Below are 24,279 nucleotides of genomic sequence, written 5' to 3'. Positions count from 1 at the left end.
ACCTGTGCATAATCATATAAAATATATGCATAACTTATTACTTTGGCTCTTTAGCAACTTAGTATATCATAATGTGTCTTCATTTGGGGGAAAAATGAGCAAAAAAAATTATATTGGTGTATATTCCACGGCTTTGAAGGATGGCACACCCTCCTACAGAGCATCCATCACCTATCAGGGCAGACACATTTCCCTTGGAAGCTTTGACGATATCAAAAAAGCTGCCACTGCCTACAAGGAAGCAGCTGCTATTTTAGACAATCCCTCTTTTTCCATTGATTCCTACAAAAAAAATAAGGCCCTTCCTTTTGAGAAGTGCGTAAGTCTCATAAATTTCCGGGACAAGGGCATGTATATAGCTAATCCTATTTATCTGGAAAAGAAATACTTCCTGTATTATCTTTCTCCCAGTCAGGTACTGAAATTCGACATTGAAGATCTCTTTTACTACTCCTCCCACAAGATCATGCAAAGGGGTTCCCATCTGTTCGTGGCAGATTACGGAAGTCAGCTCTCAGTTCTCCAGAGGTACGGTATAAAGAGCTATGCCGTGGAGGGCCGTGACTACCGCTTTGCCAACGAGGATCCCAACGACCTTCGCTACGAGAACATCATCATCCTCAACAGATATCGCGGAGTAAGGCAGTTTGCAGAGAAAGGCTTCCTTAAGTACAAAGCCATCATCCACATCAAGAGCAACTACGTTGTCGGCAAGTACAATTCCGAAGCCGAAGCAGCCATCGCCTACAACAAGGCGGCAGACATCCTCATAAAGAACGGGATCAAAAAGAACTTCCAGCTCAACTACGTGGAAGACCTCTCCCCCTCCCAATACGCCGACATCTACATGAAGGTAAAGATTGCGCCTTCCATATATGCGCTCCAATCCAAATGATTTATACTAAAAATATCAATTAAACAGAGGAAAAACCCATGTCACCAAAGTCATACAGCTTTAAGAATACTACCAGGATTACCAGGAATGCCGTCAGGAAGGAACTGATAAGGCTTGTGGTCGTTCTTCTTGCAGCATTTCTTATGGCTATGAACATCAACACTTTCGTAAATGCCGGAGGTCTTTACCCTGGCGGAGCTACAGGTCTTACCATTATCATTCAGCGAAGCGCCCTTAAATATCTGGGGCTTTCTATTCCCTACACTCCGATCAACGTTCTGATGAACGCTATCCCTGTATATATAGGCTTCAGATTTATTGGAAAGAAGTTCACTCTCTTTTCCATGATCATGGTTCTGGCAAATGGTTTCTTCGTTGACCTGTTGCCCCATTATTCATTAACTCACGATCCACTTCTTGTTGCAGTTTTTGGCGGAATCCTTAATGCTATAGCCATTACGATGTGTCTTAACGTTGATGCCACCAGTGGTGGAACAGACTTTATCTCAATCTATCTTTCCCAGAAAAAGGGCGTTGATGCCTTCCCTTACATCCTTGGTGGAAACATCGTCATCCTGGCAATTGCAGGTTTCCTTTTTGGTTGGGACAAGGCGCTTTATTCAATGATTTTCCAGTACGTTTCAACCCAGGCCCTCCACATGCTGTACAGGACCTATCAGCAGCGTACGCTTTTCATAATAACTGATGTTCCGGACCGGGTATGCAAGATGATCTACTCAACCTGTGGTCATGGTGCAACCCTGATTGACGGAGAAGGTTCTTTTGCCCATAAGAATAAAAAGATCGTTTACTCAATCGTAAGCGCTTCAGATACAAGAAAAATAATCCCTAAGATCCGTGAAATCGACCCAAATGCCTTCATCAATTCTGTAAGAACTGAAGAACTTTTGGGCAACTTCTACATGCGTCCAAGGGATTAAATGTATTTAACGTGTTACTTCTTGAACATCTCTACTTCTTCTGGTGTAAGATCAGCCGGCTCCTTGCCATGCTCATCCGCATAACGACTAAGCCCTCTCATATCTATTCCCAAATCACCATGAGGCTTGTATGGTGGATACTTTTCGAGATATTCAAGAACGGGATCTTTATTAGTATTCTTCACCATTGTCATCATAATTGTACACCTCCATAATCGGCGCCATTGCCTTTTCGGTTATCTCTATACGGTATGGATGTGGAGGATAACCATACGGAAATGCCCTAGCTCCAAACTCATTAATATAATAATCAAAGAGCTCTTTATCCATTGCTTCAGCATAAATATAGCCACCAAAGCCATATTCAAGAGATTTATGCCCCGCAATTGCAAGTAGATGTCCACCTACACCTTTAAACTTCTGTTTACCATACTTGTAAATATTATTCTCTGGCGCTGTACATCCCCATACAACATGAACCGCATTTTGCTCATCATTTTTCTCAAGAGCGACCAACCCTTGTATGTCAAATGTCCCTTTCAGAACCAAAGCATATACGTCAATGCCTTCTTCAAATTTTGACCAGTTGCAATACCACCCTGTTCTTGAATTGAATTTCTGTAAAACTGATTTTCTTTTGATTCTGATTACCTCAGTATCGTAAATCTCTCCTGTCTCAACCAGTTTAAGGCATGGTGTCAAATCATCAATTTTAAATGTTATCATTACTAACTTCCAATCTAGAAATATTGCAAGAAAGCAAGCAAATACCGCTCCTTCCTCACAATAATTATAACAAATCCGAGCTGCCCTGCCAATGTAATGAAGGCTCTTTTAAGAATACTTTAATTCCCATTTAATCTGAAAAAATAGTGCTTGAAGGAAAAAAGGACTATTCTGTTTGATTCTTCAATCCTATCACTTTTCATATGCTATCTTTTTATCCTTTTCTTCCAAATACTTATTTTAGCCCATTTGCCAAAATCCCATATCCCAAAATTTCATTTGAGGATAAATGATATTTTTATCTTCATTAGTTATTTATAATCCTTTATTCCTCTACAGATCATAAGAGTATTAGCTTAGTGTATCTGAGAAACATAGCCTTGTCGCTCATCCTTTTTCAATTACTTCCAAACAATTTCATGGCAAGAAGAATTTATCTATACCATCAGCTATCCCATATACAATTTCTAGCTGATATTCCTCGGAAGCCATTTTTATATCCTCATCTGGATTTGTCATATATCCTATCTCAACAATTGTAACTGGAACTTGACTCCAGTTTATTCCGCTCATTGAATCAGTTTCCCATATATTACATCTATGACACCCTGTTGAATCAACCAAAGAATCAAGGATACAGCTTGACAGTTTATAGCTTGAATCATATAAAGCTGAATTATATGGATTAGATTTGGTTTGGCAAATTGTCATCGCTCCATTTAAAGATTTATTATCTGAACCATTTGCATGAATTCTTACAAATGCATCTGCTCCCGCTTGGTTGGCTATAGTCGCTCTCTCACTATTGCTGATATTTACATCATCTGTAGTACGACACATAACCACTTCATATCCTATAATTTCTTCTTGAAGCTTAAGAGAAACAATGAGAGTTAATTCATACTCGTGTAATCCACTTGCAATACCAGATGTTCCACTCGCAACCTTATTTTTTGTTTTAGTCGATCCTGGACCAATTGGTTCTTGTTCACTATCACCTACTGCCTGATGCCCGGCATCAATTGCAACAATATACTTTCCGTGCTGATACGACTGACTACAATCCTGTTCCGATTGAGTCTCTTGAAATATATTAGCACCAGCAATACTGTCACCTGAAACCTCAGAGCATAATGAAGCTCCGACATATAGCGACAATAGTATTCTTTTCATGCAAAGAATCATTTTCATCTGTAACCCTTTTTGTCGAATAATCAATCAAATGAGTATATCCCTCCAAATTCTTTTTCCTCATACGTCCTGATTATTCCAGCATTACTGTTTTCTAAGGAATTTAACTGTTCTTGCTTAAATGATGTGTCAGGAACATACCAAGTGAAATTTTTGAAATAGTCATTCCATTGTTCAGATTTGAACACATATCCATGAACAGCATATATTCCATTACGAACTGCTGATAATTCAAATGAAGTATAACCTTTTAATTCATCCTCTGTTATTTCTCTAGTTATTGCAGTGATAATGAGCGCATCAATTTTTTCGTATTTATCTTGATTCTTATCCGAACTGCCTTTCATTGCCTCCTGATCAATGCCACGAACCATTTCTTCGTCTTTGGATTCTGAAGCATGAACCTCATCTTTATCAACTTCTTTTATAGAACGATTCCCAAATGAATTAGTTAAATTACTTGAGTTTTTATCTAACTTATCATCTAAAGTAATAGGTGTTTCTAATTTTTCTGTTGATATAAAAAATTTATAAGAATTAGGCTTATCAGCATGAATAACTATAGAATAATCTTGGTTGGGCTCAAGATCATACGGATGGTAAGCGGTCGCCCTATAATCATTCTCATAACTTGCCCTAATTAGTATCATGTCCACAACAGTTCCTGGCTTTTCATATGTATTAATCGATACCGAAGGCCCATCCTCAGAAAACACAAAATAGAAATAATACCTTTTCTTTTCATTTTGAGTAGTAAATTTATAGTACTTTAATTCTGAATCGTTTTTTGTATTAACATTCTCACCTATTCTTCCGCTCACTTCTTCATTAATCATAATTGGTATTGCTTTATCCCATTTGCTACCATCTGTCTTTTCGGGTTCGGGAGGCTCCGTTTGTTTTACGTCCATATAGAAATCAACGCTGTAAACCAACCCTCTTAGTTCGACCCAGCACTGCGTATTTGGCTCGATTACTGCAGTACATGTACATGCATTATGACTCCTGTTTGGTGGAGAAGCACTGGCTATTTTTTCGTAATCACCTAAGCTGTTTTTCTTTACAATTTTAATGCTGCGAGCATCAGCACCATTAAATACTCCATGAAACACAAACTCACACCAAGTATCCGGTGTAGTAAATGTATACCATTCGTAATAGCTAAAATTATCATGTGATGAACTAGCACCAAAATTGGATGTTACTCTTTGATCTATTGTCATTGGAATTGCAGCATCAATGTCATTCGCATATGCACATATTCCTTTAGCATCAACAAAAAATAACACAAGTAATAGCACGAAAATGAGTTTATGTATTATTCTTAGGCATTTTATCTCTTTCATTAGCAATCTCCACAAGAAATAAAAATTGGATATAGCTATTCATTATCATTTATAGTTTTCAGGCCACGATACTTTTTAACACATCATTCCGTTCTTTATCATTTTATCAACGAAGTATTAAACCAAAATAAACGAAATATTAAATTTTGTATTCAAAACACTCTCTGGTTATAGCAAAATACTTTTAAATTTGTTAGACTCACCAACATGATATAATAAAAAAAGGAAAAAACGCCATACTAAAAGGGTCTGACCCTCAAGTCAAACCCAAAAACGCTTGGCACCCCCTCAAAAAGTTTGATTATCCTAACGATGATCCAAGCAATCATAATAAAATTTACAATAAGCTGAACTACAACAATCCCCATGTGTCATAGCACATGCAGCCATACCTTTATAATGGCCTCTTCCGTTGCTTTTAATATCGTCATACTTCTCTTTAGCCGTTGTGGCCATATCACTCACTGCTCCTTTAAAAACATTTTGCATATCTCTCGCCAAAGCATCTCTTGCTTTTAATTCTTTGATAGTATAATTAATCGCCTCGTTTATTGTTCCATATTTGCTTAATCCATAAATTATAAGATCAAGATTCCCATAATATTTCATAGGAAAACCAGATAATTCATAAACTTCCATTGCCTTCTTATGTACAAGTGTATATCTATTCTTCAGTTTATTCTTTAACTCTTCTATTCCCTGTACTTTCTTGCCAGCTGATATTTCGTCATAAAGATTCGGATAAAAAAACGGGAGCATAACTATTTGTTGTTCAAACACTTGCCTATCCATCTGTTGATGCGAAATATATTGACTTCCCAAGGTTGCTATTTCCTTTGGCATGAATAGTGTTTTCTTTTTATAATTTTGAATTTGGTTAAGCTTATCTACATCACTGTCAATTTTTGAAAAAACGCTTTCTATGCATTTTAGCCCCTGAACAATTCCTAAATAATCACCAATCTCGAAATCATTTTTCGGCGGCTCAGTTGGAAACGATAGTATCCTATAACATGAGCCTTTGAAGTGAATAGGAGTTTTAATAATATCACTAAATTGACTAGTAGTCGAAACACGCACTGCCTTCTCAAAAGAAATGTATAGTCCCAAATAAGATGGTTCGGTCTCATCATAAGGATTTTTGACTGAAAAAGTCATGCATCCATTATTAAAGTTAGCGACAAGCTTTTTTAGCTGTTCTTCTAATCCTTCACTCCCTTCAGTGAACAATTTAAATGTAAACAAGTATTCTTCAGGAACAACCATAAATCCATAGTGTCTATGAATAATATCTACTTTACCATCAGTTACTTTCTTTTTTTCAAATTGCATACCATTACGTTCATCAAATTGTCTCCACACATTTTTACTTTCCAAAATAGCCGTTGGTGTATGACCATTAGGTATATCTGAATATTTAGCTTCACTATTACCAGAATAGTCTAGATTCATAATGGTACTAATTCCTGAATCCGAAAATACTTTATTGATTCTATCTAGTAAAAACTGCCAACTCCATTGACCTACCTCAACTTTCATATCCACCTCACTTATATCAATTTGCTATGACAAATAGAGCATTCACATGCGTTTTCATCAACGATTGCACCACAATAAAAACAAATATTATCAGGAATAACTGGCCATATTCCTTGAACCACTGAATTATTTTGCATGTCTACTTCTACGTTTAATTCTTCTTTTTTATTCTCTGATTCCACATATTCAGTGCCACATTTTGAACAAAACCTAGCAGAAATCGGCATAGAATTCCCACATTTCGAGCATATTTTACTTGCATTTTGATCTTTTTGCCTTTCTAAAAGATTAGTGTTACTACTTATTTCATCCACGATATTATTAATTCCCTTATCCAATTCACCTAACATACTTCCAAGATTTCCTAAAAGACCCATAAAAAAACTCCTCTCACCTATAACACAGTTAAAACAATAATTCATTCCATCTTTAAAACTCTTTTTATATTATCTTTCCTTATCCTCCAACCATCGGAAATACAATTATATTTTTCTATATTTCCACATGGCATATAGTATTTATCTGCTCCGGATATTCCGTACTCTGGTTTTCTATCTACATCACTATTAGAGTAACTGTGATAAGAAAAATTCTCATAATGCTTTACTCCCTTTTCCTCAACAGCCTCTTCTAAGTGTCTTTTAATATCGCTCATTGAAAACAAATACGCTTTAGCTTTCAATCCATTATCCACCCTGATATAACACAGATAATAATACTCAAACGTTTTTGGTCTATCCGCCCTAATAAAAGTATAGTTACTACAGTGTGCAGTTTTGACTTGGATTTTAATCACTCTATCTTGGATAAGCGCAATAAAATCTATTCCATGATCATCTATGAGCGGATAATATGGCATGATACCTGACTTTGCAAATAAATACCATGCGTAGTATTCTCCACATATTCCCATTTTTAAATGGTTTTTTATATTCCACTTTAATTCTGTTTCATACTCAACATCTACAGTACGACCACTTTCTGTAACAATGTCCGAACCTCCAATATACAATGGTTCTTCAGTCTGCTGAAGTGCAATAACAATTCTTTTATCTCCAAAAACATCCATTAAACATTCCTATCATGTTTCTAAAAACACATGCAACAATTAAATAAATAAGTAATTATTGTAGAATGATTATTTCCGCACATTTATAGTTTTATTCTAGTTGCCTTTAATATATCATATACCGATAATTTCTTTCGTAAAAAATGTATAAACATTTTGCTTATATATCAAGGAATCGATTAACGCTCTTTCAAATAGCAGCTATTTAGAATCACGTGGGGACGGGTCTGCTGGCAGATGCAACCAGATCTTTGAAAATACGCAGTTCTCGCACGAGGAGATGGAGTACAAATTGAAAAAACAGCCTAAAGCCGAATGTTCTGAATAACATGAGATGAGGCTTTTGGCTGTTTTTGAAATTTAGTAATCCACGACGAGGAGCAAACAAGTATTTTTGAAGGTCTGGCTGCATCTGCCAGCAGAACCGTCCCCGTGGCACAACTTTAATTTTCGGAGATCTGGTCGACGCGGTCGGCGTACTTGATCTTGAAGATTCTTCTGAGAGATTCGTCTATTCTGCTCTCGGAGATGCTTCCGCTCTGAACTGCGGATAAGAGCGCTTCGTAACTCTCGGTGAAATTCTCAGGAACACAGATCATATCTGCACCGGCGTTGATGGCTGCAACAGCAGCTTCGCTGGAGGTGTAATACTCGGTTATGGCACCTTCGCTTAAGGGCGCTGTGATAACTATGCCATCAAAGCCAAGGGTTCCACGAAGCTCCTCTCCTATCATAGTTCCGGAAAGAGATGCTGGAGTGTTGTCCCCGGTAACCTGAGGAAAAGATGCATTGGTGACCATAATGGCGTTGCAGGATCCGGAATCTATGGCCTCCTTGAAGGCTTCGTACTGGGTGAGCACCAGGTCATCCTTGGAAACATCAATAGCTGCCATCTCAGATGCAGTGTCTGCCTTTGCAGGGAATAAAGCTCCACAGGCTGTTATACCTGATTCCTTAAGTCCCAGGGCGTAGGCAGATGCGTTCTTCTTAACTGTTCCAGGCTCCTGGCCAAACAGGCTCTCTTCAGAAACCTCGACAGAAGGCATCACAGCAAAATTGAAGCTGTACTTAAAGAGCTGTGAACCAACATCCAAACCTGCAGAATGGGAAGTTTCCTCATCGGTGATCTCCTGCTGCGGCGTAAGAGACAGAGTCTCCTTTACAGAGTCGGAGTCTCCAGCCTGCTGAGAAAGTATAGTAAATACGGGATACTTGCACATAGAAGCAGTTGCATCCAGCATTTCTTTTATCTGATCTGTGCTCTTGATATTCTTGGGAGCATACATGATACCGCCAACAGCGTAGGTAGAAAGGGCCTCCTGGGTTCCGCTTCCTGCCTTTACAGCAGTCTCAACTCCTGTGAGCTGTTCCGGTGTAACGATAAAGAGACCGGCCACCTTGTCCTCCAAAGACATCTCTCCAAGAACAGTGTCGGTTATCTCCTTAAAAAGATCCTCCTGGGTGTACTCCTGGGGCTCAGGTGCTTCCGTGGGAGTCTCGATCACAGCAGCGCTCTCCTCCTGTGTAGCCTCAGTCTCCACCACCTCAGGCTCCGGAGTACGGTCCTTGATAAAGCCTCTTAAAAAGTGAACTCCCACTCCGATAACGCCTACAACCAGAAGAATAGTCACTACTAAAATTATATACGCAAAAAGCTCTCCCTGCTTTCTTCTCTGGCGGCGAGAGAGCCTTTTTTCATCAAAATCCTGTTCATCCAAACGTGCCATCTATTTAATCCCCATTAGAGTCAAAAACTTTTTTCCTAGGTAATATGATAGCACAAAAATTGGCCAAATTATTAATAAACAGCTTCATAAATATGTTCACTTCTTGCGTGCGAGAACAGATGCTCCGACAAAACCTCGCTCTCACTGCTTACAGTCTCGTAGGAGAGCTCAGCATCGGGGTATTTCTCCTCAAGCTCTTTTGCCACGCTTCCAAGGAGCAGTGCCAGAGCCTTTGGGTTTCTGCTGTAGACAAAAGAAATATCGAATTTATTTTCCCCGGTCTGAAGAATAAAGATCGATCCAACCAGCTCATTGTGAGAAATCACGCATTTGCAAAGCTCCGGTACGCATTCATCCTTCCACTCATCGTAGTCAAATACCGAGTAATCGTGGTTCTTTTCAAGAAAGCGCAAAACATTTTCCTGAAAGCCCTTTGGCTTATCAAAAAAAGCTTCTGCCCCGATACTTCCCTTCTTTGGCTCCATCTTGGTGAGCTTGGATGCAACAACGTCCTTTGTTGTTATATAGTAGCGCTCATGGGAATAGTCAACCTCCATCTCATCAAGGGAGATAAAAAAGCTGTGGAGCTCTTTATCTGTATCTGACACATCAAATCTGCAGGCGATAGGATAAATCTCACCGGTATTATTAGCGAACTTTATCACCTGACGGACAAGCCCTGCTCCTACTCCCTGCCTCCTTGCAGCCTCTTCCACATAGAGCCAGTCTATGTCGTAGCGGAAGTTTGCAAAGGTAAAAGAGATACCTCCAAGGATCTCACCATCTTCGTTTACAGCCCCAAGGGAAACCCTGTTTCCGTTTGCCTTTAAAAAGGCAGGAAATACACATAAAAACTGATCTCTGTTTTCTTTGTTTATAAGAACATAGTCAATTGTCATGTAGTTCCCCCTCCTGTCTTATGGCTCTGTAACTCAGCCCAGTGAGTAGCATAATCTGCAGTAAATTTAGCCAGCTTTTCTGAATGCTCAAAGCTATCCTGTGCTTCTTTTGTTCCTGCACCGTGGGCAATGCTTCCCACCTCCGGTCCTGCTATTCCCTGATTGAAAGTATCTATGGAATGGTAAGCAACCATCTGCATTCTGGCTATCATTGCTATATCATGTGCAAGGTCAAGCTTGAAAACCAGATCCAGATGGGCCTTTTCATAATCGTAAATATAATCCATTTCTTCTGCCAGATCATCTATAGCTGTGGCCTTCCTTAGCATCTCATTGAATTTGAAAGGCTTTTCCTTTATCATCCTTTCAATCCATACAGTAACAGGTTCTGCTGCCGGATCAGGGAATTCAAAGCCCTCAAAGAGCTTAGGAAGCTGCTCATCCACAATATCCCTCTTGGCCTTTTCGTCATCCTCCTGCCAGGCCTTTAACCACCTCTTATTCTGCTCAAGGATGCGTCTGTCCTCAGCCGATGCAGGTTCTCCTCTGCCGTTATAGCGAAGAGATGACATAAATGCAGAAAGATGATCCTGAAGGGTTATCTTACTTAGTCCCTTTTGCTTTCTTTCAAGATTCATGCTAAAGACATCCATCACCAGATGGGGATCTCTTGCTGCGTAACCGCTGTCAAACATCTCCTTGTATATCTTATAGTCCTCTAGAGTCAGATCCGGATTCCTCTCCTCCTGAAGCATGCCATACTCAAGCATGGACTCAGTATCCTCTTCTATAGGCTTTTGCTTTTCCTGTCCTTCCTCCTCTTCCTGGGCATCCACCTTTACAACCCTCTGACCATCGTCCTGGCTGTCAAGCTTTTTATCCTCCTGTTCCTCTTCCCTCTCTACCTGCTGCTGATCGTCATAATCGTCATCATCATCGTCGTCATCATCAGGTAAAAGAGACATTCTATGCGCATTAAGAAGCTCCCTGTAAGCCACATCTATGCCAAAACTATCCTTAACAGCATCCAGGCTGGGCTTAAGTCTTTCATAATCAGCATGGGAATAAAATTTTCCCGTAAATGGATCAACATGAGCTCTTTTAATGGTATATTCAAGCAAAGCTCCGAGGCTTTGAAGAACGTTTACCTTAGCTGCAAATTCAGGGTTCTGCTGGGCATAGTCCGCATAGGTCCCACCTTTTCTGATCTCTTCAGTAAGGAACCTGGGGGCCTTTATCAGCATTTCATAGTATTCCACAGGATGAGCATGGAACAGCTTTTCCATGCCAACCTTATCAAGCTCAGCCAGATCCGGAAGCTTGAATTTCTCAACCCTTGCTATGACTTCCATATCCATTGTTGCTTTAAGGTTTGGCCCTGCGCTCTGATATGCCTGATTCCACTCCGCCTTTTTCTTTTCAGCCTTGTTTATTGGATTTCCATAGCTGTCAAGCCTGGGGATAACAAGAGGAAAGTCGCCGATGAGTCCATCTTTTTCCTGCTTCTTAAGTCTGCCCATAATAAGGCAGGTAAGAGCATTGCCCTTGGTGACCTTGTCTTCCGCAGTGCTCATGGTTCTCTCAATACTCATACCATCAAAGCCACTTGACTGAACCCACTTCTGGTCAGCAGTGATCTGGCTTTCCCTGAATTCGATCCTGGCCTTCGCCAGTTCTTTTTCCAGGGCTTCTTCCTTCTTAAGGAGCTTCATCTTAGAGGTCATGTCCGCCTGAGCATCTGCTTCATTCTTACACTTATCCAGCAGCTCAAGAAGTACCGTGAGACTGGTGATCTTTGCCTTACCCTGTAAGTATTTCTCATGCATCTTACTTATAGACTTAGTCTCAGCGGCATTCATCCTTCCTTCAAGCATAAGACGCATTACTGTTTCCCTCTGAAGGAACCGGTCATAAAGGCTATCGGGAGCCGGCTGATAACGTATATCATTTGCGTACTGCGCAGCTTTTCCAAAAGCCTCAGAAGCCTTCCTGGCACTCTTTTTACGCTTTCTGGCAGAGTGATAGCCGTGAGCCTTTGCAAACTGAGTTACACCGCCTTTCCCTTCAGAAATCTTTTTATAACGTTCACGCTTGGCATCCATGTATCCGGCGGCATCAAAATAATACAAGTACCTGTCCTGGAAGCTATAACCCTGCATCTTCTCCTGAAGATGCTCTTCAAACTGCTCAGCGTCATAGTCGATCCAAAACTCACCTATGCCCATGTCCCTTTGCTTTTCTTCAGCGTCCATAGGAAATTGTGTTGGATCATAGCGATGCTTTGTTATATAGCTTTCAAATTTCCCCATAGCAATACCTCCTTAATGCTATCAGAAACCCAATTTATTTCTTTCCCTTTATTTGGAACGGAACTTCCTGATCCTTCTTGCGCTTTCCGTAATTTGTCACATCTTTCATAAGACCGGGTATGATCTTAACCAGGTTTGGCTTAGCCTTTGTGATCATCTCGTCCTTATCCAAAAGAATTCTTGGCTCCTTGGACCTTATATCTAACAGATACTTGTCTGCCACGTAGTTATATACATATTCTTCAAGGCTTGCTGTCACCTTCATAAGCTGTGCAAATTTAGGATTATTCTTCTGGTAATTCTTTGCTCCCGGGAAGATCTTACTTATAAAGTTTATGGAAGAAAGCTTTTGGAATGTCATTATTAAATCCGATGTATTCTTCTCCAGCTTGTCATCTAACCACTTGTTAAGCCTTACCAGATATGCATTCGGCTTCTTAAGTTCATCAGCAGTAGGAATTGGAATATCTTTTACTGTATCAAGTGTTTCAGGCAGGTACTGAGATACCATTTTTTCCTGAGCCTTAGCATCATTTGTTTCCCAGGCTTTAAGCCACTTCATATTCCAGTCTTCATTCTGGCGAAATCTGGTGGCTATAGGCTTTCCTTCAGAGTCATAAATCACCGATTTCATAATGGCGTAGGCGCATTTCTCCATGGAGGTATCACCCTTTTTGGCATACTTAGCAAACTGTGCCTGTACTTTTTGATACTGCTCGGCATATTTACTACCACCCATGGAACCATTGAATCTCTTTAAAGTTCCATAAGTCTTGTAGGCCTGTCTGGAAAGCTCCGGCTGAATCTTTTTCGTGTTCCAGAATTCCCTGTCTTCTTCCATACTGGGAACAATGGTCTTCAGCCCTGACTTATCAAAAGGTACCACCTCATCATCCTTGTGATCCAGATAGGAGACGTAATTCTCATAATAATTCTCAGCGAAGTTATCAAGAAGTTCTTCGGAGCCGGGCATGTTCTTCTTTACCTGCATATCATGAGCGTTATCATATCCATATTTAGTCTGTAAATAGAATGACAGATACTGAAAAATGTATCCCAAAGTATCACCCTTGGCTTTAAACTTCGTATTGTTATTGAAAAAGTCCAAAAATCCTGGAACCTTTTTCTTGAGATTGTCATATGACAGATCCTGCTTAGCTAAAAAGACAAGTTTATTGTACTTATCATGATCCTTTACGAGGGTTTCACAAAACTCATCCAACTGTTTTCTGATACTGCTGATAGCCTGCGCTTTTTCCTCCTTTGAAGCCGTCTTTAAATCTATCCTGATTTTTGGTTCTTCAGGTAATGCCACATCATCCAATATTTTTGGCAATTGCTCAGTTAGCATATTCCCCATAACTTCAAGTTTTCCTTCAGTTCCCTCCCAGGTTTTAAGGAACTTCAGATTCCACTTATGGTTCTCCATGTCCTGCTTTGTAATAGGCTGCCAATTGTCATCAAAATTAACAGGCTTCATGACTTTCATGGCTACTCTGTCAACTGAATCTCTGGCCAGTCCCTTTACAAGGTGATAGTTGGCATTTTTGATCATCTGTTTATAAACCGGATTTGCATTCATACCATCATGAAGCTCTTTATAATCATTGGCTGCGTCTGAATAGGCCTTAAGTTCCTTTGGAATTGGAGCTCTCGGTTCTCTGACTCTCTTAGGAAGATTCGCTTGAGATAAGAGTTCTTCACTGATCTCAATTTCTGTCTCAACCTTATCTTCCTCTTCTATGATCACATTTTTAGGTTGGTCTTCCTTCTTTTCTTTCTGTTCTTCCTTCTGGTCCTCTATCTTTTCCTTCTGCTCCTGATCTTTTGCCTTTAGAGCCTCTTCCTGTTCCTCCTTAAGGGCCTGTTCGAATTCAGGGATCATAAACTTCATCTGTCCCTGATCAAACGCTCCAAGCTTCATATTCAAGGCAGCTTTATTCTTCATCATGTTAGTTGAAAGCATAAATGCATACATCTTCATTCCCTGTTCTGAAACTTTTACTGCATCCTTTATTTCAATTGGTCTAAGTTCAGATCCAAGGTTTGCACTTACATGATAGTGGTTTATCAGATACTCCTTCAGATAACACCAACCAGCAGTGAGAATGTCCATGGTTGCATTCATCTTAGGATTCTTTTGTACATATTCCTTAAGTCCGGGGATCGTCTTTTTCATCTGATCTATGGACTTTCCAACACTGGCTTTATATAGGAAATCTGCAACTTTTCCAGTCTTAACAAGCCTGTCGCACCAAGCGTCAAGCTCCTTTCTGTACTCCGTCTGCTCCATATCGGCAGGATCGGCATTCTTCGGAAATGGTGGCATCTCAATGTCATCATAGATGTGTGGCAGATACTGGGCGATCATCTCTCCCATCTTAACAGGATTTTCTTTTCCCTTTTCCCAGGTTGCAAGGAAATCCATGTTCCACTTATGGTTGATCTCATCCTCTTTGGTAGCCGGCATATGCTTTTCATCAAAGCGCACAAATTTGATCATGTTGCCAACGCATCTGTCTAAAGTTCTTCCAGACTCCCCTTTGTAAATGTAAGGGTTAGCCTTTTTCTCCATGAAATCAACATACTCTTGATGATTACCAACTCCCAGATAATCCTTTATGTATTTCAGGACTTCCTGAGATCCCTCAACAGGCTCATACTTGGGAGCCTTTAAGATCATCTTTTCCGGCGCCTTCTGCTGAACCTTTTCCTCATTGATCACATTGATCTTGTTCTTTTCTTCCTTCTTTTCCTCCTCAATGATCAGGTTCTTATCTTCCTGTTTGTCTTCCTTCTTCTCCTCAACCTTAGGTTCTTCTATCTTCACTTCAACCTTAGGCTCTTCCTTCTTGTCCTCTTCCTTCTCGTTTATGATGATCTTGTTGTCATCCTTGATCTTTATGATGTTGTCTTCTTTCTCATCTTCCTCATCGTACTCCTCATCATTTTCAATGATGCGTTCCTTGTTCTTTAAGTACTTTTTATCAGTCTTTTCGTTTTTAGCATCGGAAAGCTTTATGAAAGGCTTGTTATTGATCTCCAAAATAAGATCATCTTCCTGTACATTGATCTCTTCCTCATCATCGTAGTCCTTCTCAGACATTCCGGGATTAAGAGAGAATCGCTTGATCTTGTTGACCTTAGGCGCAATAATGATCTTATTTTTCATGTCCTTAAGATTATTGATGATCATTCCGCGCTTCTTCCTGGCTTTGAGAATAGGAATAAAGAGTCTGTTATTCATATTCCTGTAGGCACGCTTAAGGCCCTGGAACATCGCTATATCCTGGCCTTGGCCAAAGGCCAGTTGACGTTCCCATCCGCCATCAAGCTTCTTCCTAGCCATAAATCTCGGATCACTTTCCATGGCGAAACGCCCATCTTTGTACTGGATCATGTAATCGCAGCGAAGAGCAAAATCTATATATTTGTTCAACGCCTCAACATAGTAGAGCTTTCTCATAAACTCCGGATGCTGCTGGGCATAGTTTTTAAGGCTGCCTTCAGTTACTTCCTTCTGGTAGTAAGGAAGAGCCAGCTTAGTAAGTTCATAATATGTTCTTAAATGTTTGTTGATGTACTTAACAAGATCATCGTCAGCAACTTCTTTTGGAGATGGTACAGGCATCCTCATGAAGCGCCTTATGGCCTGCTTCTGCATCTCCTCTACCGCTTCAGCATCTCCATTTTCAACAGCCTGACGGTATGCCTGATTAAAATCTCGCCTTTTCACCTCTGCTTTATTAAGAGGAGCTCCGTGTCTGTCCCCAAGAACTACGCAGCATGGCCACTCCAGTCCCTGGACCTGCGCCTGATTCTGGAATGTCTCCAGGTTAAAGAGTGCATCTGCCGCATAAGGTTTGATAAAACCATTTCTTTGCCTGTATTCAGCAAACTTCTGCCTCTTGGTAGTTGAATTGATCCCATGAGTGATCTGCCAGGTTTCCTGGACAGACTTGATGCTTTTCCTTACTTCTTTCTGGGCATCAATAATCTTATAGTTGATCTTATCAAGCTTATTCCTAAGCTTTCTGGAAAGCCTGCGGTCATGCTCATTGCTTATAAGATACATGAGCTGATTCTTAAGGATCATGTTACAGGATAGTCTCGCCCTGCCTTTAAGGTACTTCTCATGGGTACTGCTCTTGGACTTCATCTCTGCTGCCTCAAGCATAGCCTTAAGCCTTAAGGACATGATTTCTTCCTTGTGTTCGAATTTCGTCAGGCTATCAGCATTTTGGTCGTTCCTGTAACGAGCCATCCTCTGATTCATGAGGCGGAAATACCTGGCTGCCTTTCCGGCACTTCTACTTCTCTTATCAGCATCATGGTTCCGGTATCTGTTGGCATAAGCTATAAGATCAGCATTATCAGCGTTGGAAAACTTGGTATATTGCTGTTCTTTTCTTGTGGCATATTCCTGATCCTGGAAATAGTATTTAGTCCTGGCCTCGAAGTCCTCAGCATTCATATTCCTGTCTTCAAAATACTGCATCAGCTGATCAGCATCATAGCCTATCGTGTAATCGTTCACTCCAGGCAGGGTCCTTTCAGCGGTATTCTGATAAAAAGTCTGCAAAGGCTGAGGATCTAACTCTCTTTGCTTAAAAGCTCTTTTATATTCTTCAAAATGTGACATATTACATCCTCCGGTTAAAATTCAGCTTCATATACATGAGCTTTCTTTGCAGTTGGGAACAGGTGCTCTGCAAGCTTTTTAGAATCATCTGTCATGGCATCGAAGGTAATCTTAACTCCCGGAAAATGGTTTTCCAGATCTCTTACAGTTTCTGCAAGAAGCTCAAAAAGCCCCTTAGGGTACTTTCCGTAAAGGTAGGAAAGCTCTAAATTCCCATCAGGGTTCTTTTGCATAAAGATCAGATCCACCAGATTATTCTTTACATATATGCACTTACAAAGCTCCGGAACACAGCTCTCTTTCCAGCGCTCGTAGTCTGCTACCTCATAGGTCTGCTCTCTCATAAGCATGTTGAGGACTTTTTTCTGTTCAGCCTCAGGCTTATCAAAAAACAGTTCCGCTTCAACCTCATTCTTTGAATTGTAGCGAAGGCCTTCAGCTTTTTTTATGTCATCTTTTGTCACATAGTAGCGTTCATGGGAATAGGTTGTTATCATGTGCTTCATGGATAAAAAGAAAGTGTGAAGCACATTATCCTCGTCAGAGTACTCAAACTGCGCAGAAAGCGGGAACAGGTCTCCTGTGTGCATCATGCACCTGAAGGTCTCCTGTACAAGCTGCGTTCCAATTCCCTGACGTCTTACCTGTGGCTCCACATAGATCCAGTCCAGAGAGTATTCATAGTTCAAAAGGATATAGGAAACAGCTCCCAAGACCCTTCTTTCTTCGTCAATAACTCCCACTGCCACACGAAATGGTGCCAGTTCGATCTCCTTAGGAAATACTCTCTCAAAATAGATCCTGTTTTTCTCATCCAAATACACGTAACTGATCTTCATTACTTTCTCCTCGTCCAACTGTTACATATTTATTTTAAGAAGCTGCTCTCTTGTATTATCAACCACCTTGGAAAGCGCCTCTCTCTTTTTATTTAATACCTCCAGCTGCTTTGCATTTTTCTCTTCAGCAATGAGGTGATCCAGCTGATCTAAAAGAACCATACTGCAGGAAAGCTTAGATTTTGTCTTCATATATTCTTCATGCTCACTGCTCTTGCCCTTTACAACAGCTGCTGCAGTCATACCCTTTAAACGATACTTGATAACCTCCTCCTGAAGGGCAAACTTATCAGTGCTGGTACAATCCGGCTTCTTAGACAGCTTCCTGTATACATACATCTTTTGTGCCATGGTCTTGAAGTTATCAGAAGCCTCCTGAGCCTTCATTTTTCTCTTACATGCCCAGCGATTTGTATGAGCTCCGGCAAAGTACTTAACCTTTGAGTCCTCATCCTCATTCATTCTCTGATAACGTTCAGCCTTAAGATATCCAATATTTTCATCCTGGAAATAGTACTTGGTCCTTTCCGCAAAATCCTCAGGATTGTTGTACCTTTCCTCGAAGCGCTGCACTACCTGCTGGCTGCTTTCAACAGGCTCCCCAACAGGAGCGAAAAACTTAGACTTCTTATCAGCCTGATATACTTCATAGTCCCAGTTTGATTGTTGTTTAGATTGCTTGTATCCTTCAAATTGGTGTTCTGCCATAATCACACCTCCTAACAGCCGGCTTTCGGTAAAGCCTCCATCTCCAAATCACTTCAATCCTTTATACGATTCACCCAAAATAGGGGCAAAATCTCTTTACGCCTCAAAAAGAACCATTGTTATATCATCTGCCTGGTTGTTCATATCCTGGAACTGAGACAGCTTATCCCACAAATTATTGATAAAATCATCACCCATAAGGGATGTATCCTCATTAAGGGCATTCAAAAGCCTTTCTGTACCATATCTGTTCTCCTGGGCATCCGCAGCCTCTGTAACACCGTCAGTATAAAGGAACAACCTGTCGCCGCTTTCCAAAGTAATCTCTCTTAAAGTAAACTCCAGATTTTCCTCAATACCCATGAACATGTCGTGCTCCTCCATAATGTAGGAGTACTTATCTTCTGCCTTCCGGTAAACTATCGGATCCTCATGACCGGCATTAACATACTTTAAAGTCCTCGTCCGTTCATCATAGATCCCTGCAAATACCGTAACAAACATCATGTCCTTATTGTTACTGCAGATCAGGTTATTGGCATCCCTTAATGCCATGGCCACATCATCCGGAACATTTCCAAGCCTTCCCTTTATGAGAATCTTTGATACAGCCATGAAAAGAGCTGCCGGCACACCCTTATCTGATACATCTGCGATTACCAGCGCAACCCGGTGTTCATCTATCGGGAAGAAATCATAGAAATCGCCTCCAACGCTTCTTGCAGGTCTCATAAAAGGATATATCTCGTAAGGCTTATCCGATAACTCAAGTTTCTCGGGAAGCATGTTCATCTGAATCCTAGCGGCAATCTCAAGCTCCGTAGCAAGCTTTTGCTTCTCCTCAGTAATCTCCTTCAGATTTTCAATGTACTGCCTGATCTCAACCTCCATGGTCTTCATGGCGATTGCCAGGTCCCCAACTTCGTCATTGGATTTTATATCTATCTTGTCAAAGAAACGCTCCTGTCCCAGCTTATCCGGGTTGGCAGTGTAATTGTTGGCCGCCCTGGAAAGTCCCTTTAAGGGTTTTACTATCTGTCTGGAGAACAACCTGCCTACAATCTGGTGTACAGCAACTGAAATGATAGCTATGAATAGTACATATAATCCCATATAGGAATAGATCAGGTAATATGGGGTATCTGATTCATGTATTATGAACATGTAACTGGCATTGTTGTCACCACTGTAATCGTCATCGTCATCGCCATCATCTTCATCTTGAGAAAGAGGTATCAGAGCTGTGATCCTTATGTACTGTCCCTTGTTTGCATCCACCAGCTTTTCTACCTGAATAAAGTGATTTCTCGTGGAATACACATATCCCCCTTTTGTCTCATCAAAATGCTTTCGGGTTCCCCTTTCAGTATTATCAGTATCCTGAACTATTATCAGCTGCTCATTTTCTTTGTCCCATAAGCAAAAGCCTATGTCCTTTACTTCGTCAAAATTTCTTTTTACGACTTCCAGATCATCCCGTATCTTGACCACGTTGATCTTCTTGGTCAGAAGCTCAGCATCCGTAGGAAAGAGTTCATAATAGTCATCATCGTCTTCATCCTCTGACTTTTCATAAGCATCCCTTGCATATTCACACATGCGTTTGCACTGGGAAAGCTGCATATAATCCATAGCTGTAGCACCCATGGAATAAACATCCTGGATGTCTTCGGATACGATGTGAACAAAAAGCATATAGCGAACAAGAAAAAAAGAGATCAAGACCAAAAAGAGCATGGTAATTGCAATGGCAAGGCTTATCTTCCCTCCCAATGTAAACCTGAAGCCCTTTCTGGTTGTCTCTTTCTTTCCCCGTTCTTTTTTTTCAAACATAAGTCACGTCAAGATTTAATCTTTTTTAGGTTCTTTTTCAATCTTTGGCTTTGCCTTTGGAACATAAACTGTGTATGTTACACGACCATCCTGCTCGGCTCTGAAGCCTTCAAGTCCCTCTACATGCATAAGTGTCTCAGGGCCCTTGTGTTCAAAGGTCTGATTCTTCTTTTCCTCAGGAAGCTGGAATTCACTGGTCTTTTCATCGTAGGTAAAGCTCTCAGGGAACTCTTCCGCCAGCTTCTTTTCCTGGCCCTTAAGGTCCTCAAGCCATACCAGCTCGATTCCGGCATTAGCTGTCATCTTCTCCACATACTCATCAATTGTGAAGTGATCAGGCATGATAGCATCCGGTCCTCCATCCTCTTTGTCTCTGGTGGAGTTCTTTACAAGGAGCCTGTCTCCCTGAATTCCATAACAAAGCACAAAGTGCTGGTTACGAAGCACAGCAACCGGGCCCTTTTTCAGAGCAGCCCTGATGGTCTTTCTTATGGTCTCCTTACATTCATCCTTCTTGTCAGCGTCTCCGTATCCGATCTGCACTGACCTCATGATAGTTCCCGGAATCTTGTCAAAAACGTAATCTCCCAGCATCATAGGTGAACTCATGGTTTCACCCTGGAGCATACTCTCAGCAACAGTCTTTGTTGACTGATAATTATCTTCGACGATAACTCCGGTCTTTTCACGAGGTGGTACCTGAAGCTTTGAGATCTCATCAAGGTTTGCCACCTGCTTTCCTGCCCTGTGATTCATAAGGCCTGAAAGAGCGCATGCCCAGCAGTGTACAGGCTTAACCTGCTTCTCGTAAGGAACGTGCCCCTCCGGATCCTGAACACGTACAGGAGGACGCCTCATTTCTTCGCGCCAGTGCTTATCAGCAAGAGCCTGTTTTCTGCGTTTTTCTTTATCTTCTGCTTCCTTCTTCTTTTTCTCTTCCTTCTTAACCTGTACCTTTGCTCTCTTCTCTTTCTTCTGGGCAGTCTGTTTTTCTTTCTCTTCCTGGAGTTTCTTCTGCTTTTCAGCTAAGGCTGCATTCTGATTAGCAATCTTGCTCTTTCTATCCTTCTTTGTAGCCTCCTTGTCCTCATGCTCGAAGACTTCCTGTTCTGCAAGAAGGTAATTACCCATCTCTCCAAAATGAGCCATTTTCAGATTGATTGCTTCAGCCTGGAGTGTTGCGAAATACTCACTCATTATGTCCTGAGGGCTTTGTCCCTGAGGATACTTTCCGTCAACCTTCTTGACCTTTTTAATACGCCTTGCAAGCTCTTCCTTCTCGCTGTCAGAGTACATCTCCTCAGTGGCTGTACCATCAAGGATCTGCCTGGTGATCTGGTCTCTCCTGTAAATATCGCAGGCATCACCAAGGAGCTTAAATTTCATAAGACTAAGCTGGAACCTCTTATGAAACAGCGGGAAATCGCCCTTCATATCTTTAACAAGTTTTTCCAAAGCAATGTTTCCATAAGTCCCGCCGGATGGAAAAACAACTTCCTTTAGCCTGTTGTAGGCAAAGAGTTTTGTCCTTATGGCTGTAAATCTTTCAATAACAAACTTTCTTTCCTGCTCAGATAAAAGAGCTAATGACTTATCTCCAACTCTCTCATAAAGGGCATCAACATCATCCAGATGAGCTTTCATGGAATCTGCCAAAAGATCTACTGTGGGCTGTGAAGAAATGGTCGTATTAAAAGATTTTTGCAGCTCTTCCAGGGTCATGGTATCAAAATCTCTTCCCTGTAAAAGAAGAATGTCATATCTCATGGATGCATTTTTTACGCTGAGGAGTTTTTTAAATTCAGAAGCCTCTTTCACATCCCTGAATCTATCCAGCATCTTTTTCTTGAACTGATTAAAGGTCAGAGGATCAGTTCTTATGGCCACAAGGTCTTTTGTAGTGCCCTTTGTAAGAAGGTCCTCACTTTCCCCCTCTTCATCCTCGTCGTGTTCCAGATCCAGAAGCTTTTTCTGAGTCTCATCCAGGACAGCAACACCGTTGGGATTGAGCTTTTCTTTACCGGTAAGATATCTCATGGCATTCAAAAAACCAGCAGCTCTGTCCATAAGGTCCAGCACCTGCTGTTCCCTGGTCCTGATGTACCAGTGGAGCCTCTTTCTTACTTCGGTCCTTAATTCATTCTTCTTTTCCTTTACCGCTGAAACACCTCTTGCTCTTGTTATCTCCTTTTCAAGCATCTCAATATTCTGAGCAATAGCAATGACGTTCTTGGAAAGGCTGTCTAAAAGATCCTTTTTCTGGGCATCCAAAGGTATTCCGGCAACTACAAGATCTGAAGCAGTCTCTGCAATCTTATACTGATCCTTGAATTCAAATTCAGGTTTTTCTTCCTTCTTTTCTTCTTTCTTGTCTTCCTTTTTATCCTCTTTTTTGTCTTCCTTCTTGTCTTCTTTCTTTTCTTCTTTCTTATCCTCTTTCTTTTCTTCCTTCTTCTTTTCTACAGGTGGCTCCACCTTATCCAGCTCTGCCTTTACAGCAGTAAGCCAGTGAATGTCTGCCTCAGCCTCCCTGTGGTCCGACCTGCTTCCAAGAAGTTCCTTCATACCATCAAGGGCCAGTTGACCATTGGTGCTGACGTAACGCCGAAGGTTGATCTCAGTATCGGTGTCAAGGAAATCTTCATTGACTTTGAATCCATTTTTCTTCAGAGTGTAGACAAGATCCGCATCAAGTCTTCGATACATCTCGGTGGTGAGGGCAATATTGCTGCTAAGTTTCCTGTCAGCCTGTATCTCTCCAAGCTGATCGTACACCTCATCATCCTTGGACATATCACTAAGAAGCTTACTTGCTGCTCTGTATCTGTCGCGCAGCTGCTTTACGGAATCAAACTTCTGAGGGATAGCCTCGCTATCCAGCATGTTGATTGGGAACCTTCCAAAGGACAAAATGGTATCACTTACTGCATCCTTTAAAACTCCTGGAGGATCCATTACAGCCTTCTTGATGTATCTTTTGTAGTCCGCAACTGTTGCTTCACTAAAGATTACATTTTCCCTTACAGTCTGCATGGGCACAACATTAATATCAGGTCCAAGGGCTTTGATCTGCTCTAAATACTTGGCAAAAAGAGGAGAAACTTTGGCCTTCTCAGCTTCCAACTCCCTTAGGACTTCTCCAATGATCTCGTCCTTCTTCTTATCGATAGCCGCATACTTTATGGTGCCGATCATCATATCATGGGTATAGGTATCAGCTTTACCTGTGTAGGTAAACCCAAACTGTCCCTGGTCCATGGCTTCCATCCTGTTGGTCCAGGTCTCCGCAAATTGCTTGGCGGTTTCTTTTCTTTGTTTTTTCTGGGTATATGTAAGATTTTTGTTCTGAACACGAAGCTCAACAGGATCCACATATTCTGACTGACTTATCTTTCGGCCTTCATATTCCTGAACCCAGGTTTCTTTGTAGCTACGGTAAAATTGCCTCTGACTGCTTACCTGACTTGAAAGAGCCTCCTCATCAAAGGCAACCTTATCTTCCTGGCGCAGCTGAAACTGGCCTCCCATTTGTTCCTGGTCGACCTGTTGCTTTTGCTCCTGCAGCGATGCTAACTTCTGCTCTTGTAAGGCTTTTTTATGTTCGTAATCACCCAT

17 protein-coding genes are annotated in these 24,279 nt (G+C 41.1%); 2 read left to right on the top strand and 15 right to left on the bottom strand.

Annotated features, from left to right (window positions below):
• Window positions 1-94: 94 nt before the first annotated feature.
• Window positions 95-895 (top strand): hypothetical protein, encoded by an 801-nt coding sequence (locus BO18_RS31505; RefSeq protein WP_034452974.1) that lies wholly within the window; start codon window positions 95-97, stop codon window positions 893-895.
• A gap of 38 nt (window positions 896-933) precedes the next feature.
• Window positions 934-1,836 (top strand): YitT family protein, encoded by a 903-nt coding sequence (locus tag BO18_RS31500; RefSeq protein WP_051689365.1) that lies wholly within the window; start codon window positions 934-936, stop codon window positions 1,834-1,836.
• 14 nt (window positions 1,837-1,850) lie between these two features.
• Here the strand turns inward: BO18_RS31500 and BO18_RS31495 are convergent, their stop codons facing one another.
• From BO18_RS31495 to BO18_RS31425, 15 genes are all read right to left on the bottom strand, one after another.
• The gene (locus tag BO18_RS31495; protein ID WP_034452973.1) at window positions 1,851-2,033 is read right to left on the bottom strand and encodes a hypothetical protein; all 183 of its coding nucleotides are present in this window, start codon (window positions 2,031-2,033) and stop codon (window positions 1,851-1,853) included.
• Window positions 2,008-2,562, bottom strand: coding sequence for a hypothetical protein (locus tag BO18_RS31490; protein ID WP_034452972.1), 555 nt, complete (start codon window positions 2,560-2,562; stop codon window positions 2,008-2,010). Before BO18_RS31490 ends, BO18_RS31495 begins: the two co-directional genes overlap by 26 nt.
• Before the next feature lie 417 nt (window positions 2,563-2,979).
• Window positions 2,980-3,753, bottom strand: coding sequence for an N-acetylmuramoyl-L-alanine amidase family protein (locus tag BO18_RS31485; RefSeq protein ID WP_081861371.1), 774 nt, complete (start codon window positions 3,751-3,753; stop codon window positions 2,980-2,982).
• A 23-nt stretch (window positions 3,754-3,776) separates the two neighbouring features.
• Window positions 3,777-5,099, bottom strand: a complete 1,323-nt coding sequence (locus BO18_RS31480; RefSeq protein ID WP_034452970.1) for a YARHG domain-containing protein — start codon at window positions 5,097-5,099, stop codon at window positions 3,777-3,779.
• Between the two features lie 306 nt (window positions 5,100-5,405).
• Entirely contained in the window at window positions 5,406-6,638 is a 1,233-nt protein-coding gene (locus BO18_RS31475; RefSeq protein WP_034452968.1) for a hypothetical protein, read from the bottom strand.
• 11 nt (window positions 6,639-6,649) lie between these two features.
• Window positions 6,650-7,015, bottom strand: coding sequence for a zinc-ribbon domain-containing protein (locus BO18_RS31470; RefSeq protein ID WP_034452966.1), 366 nt, complete (start codon window positions 7,013-7,015; stop codon window positions 6,650-6,652).
• 41 nt (window positions 7,016-7,056) lie between these two features.
• A complete protein-coding gene (locus tag BO18_RS33905) occupies window positions 7,057-7,707 on the bottom strand; it encodes a hypothetical protein (protein WP_051689363.1) in 651 nt (216 codons plus the stop codon).
• 443 nt (window positions 7,708-8,150) lie between these two features.
• Window positions 8,151-9,434, bottom strand: coding sequence for a glycoside hydrolase family 3 N-terminal domain-containing protein (locus BO18_RS31460; protein ID WP_034452964.1), 1,284 nt, complete (start codon window positions 9,432-9,434; stop codon window positions 8,151-8,153).
• A gap of 71 nt (window positions 9,435-9,505) precedes the next feature.
• Window positions 9,506-10,333: a GNAT family N-acetyltransferase gene (locus BO18_RS31455; RefSeq protein ID WP_034452962.1), complete on the bottom strand. Its 828-nt coding sequence runs from the start codon at window positions 10,331-10,333 to the stop codon at window positions 9,506-9,508.
• On the bottom strand, window positions 10,330-12,642 hold the full coding sequence (locus BO18_RS31450; RefSeq protein ID WP_034452960.1) for a hypothetical protein: 2,313 nt from the start codon (window positions 12,640-12,642) through the stop codon (window positions 10,330-10,332). The genes BO18_RS31455 and BO18_RS31450 overlap by 4 nt, the downstream gene beginning before the upstream one ends.
• 34 nt (window positions 12,643-12,676) lie before the next feature.
• Window positions 12,677-17,284 (bottom strand): hypothetical protein, encoded by a 4,608-nt coding sequence (locus BO18_RS31445; protein WP_034452958.1) that lies wholly within the window; start codon window positions 17,282-17,284, stop codon window positions 12,677-12,679.
• Window positions 17,285-17,298: 14 nt separating this feature from the next.
• Window positions 17,299-18,123, bottom strand: a complete 825-nt coding sequence (locus tag BO18_RS31440) for a GNAT family N-acetyltransferase (RefSeq protein ID WP_034452956.1) — start codon at window positions 18,121-18,123, stop codon at window positions 17,299-17,301.
• 21 nt (window positions 18,124-18,144) lie between these two features.
• On the bottom strand, window positions 18,145-18,831 hold the full coding sequence (locus tag BO18_RS31435; RefSeq protein ID WP_034452955.1) for a hypothetical protein: 687 nt from the start codon (window positions 18,829-18,831) through the stop codon (window positions 18,145-18,147).
• Window positions 18,832-18,927: 96 nt separating this feature from the next.
• The gene (locus BO18_RS31430) at window positions 18,928-20,664 is read right to left on the bottom strand and encodes a PP2C family protein-serine/threonine phosphatase (protein ID WP_034452954.1); all 1,737 of its coding nucleotides are present in this window, start codon (window positions 20,662-20,664) and stop codon (window positions 18,928-18,930) included.
• Between the two features lie 15 nt (window positions 20,665-20,679).
• A complete protein-coding gene (locus tag BO18_RS31425; protein WP_034452953.1) occupies window positions 20,680-24,279 on the bottom strand; it encodes a hypothetical protein in 3,600 nt (1,199 codons plus the stop codon).

It is taken from the genome of Butyrivibrio sp. AE2032 (genome assembly GCF_000702965.1).
The sequence above is the reverse complement of the archived record's forward strand: the minus strand, read 5'-3'. Positions and strand labels throughout refer to the sequence as shown.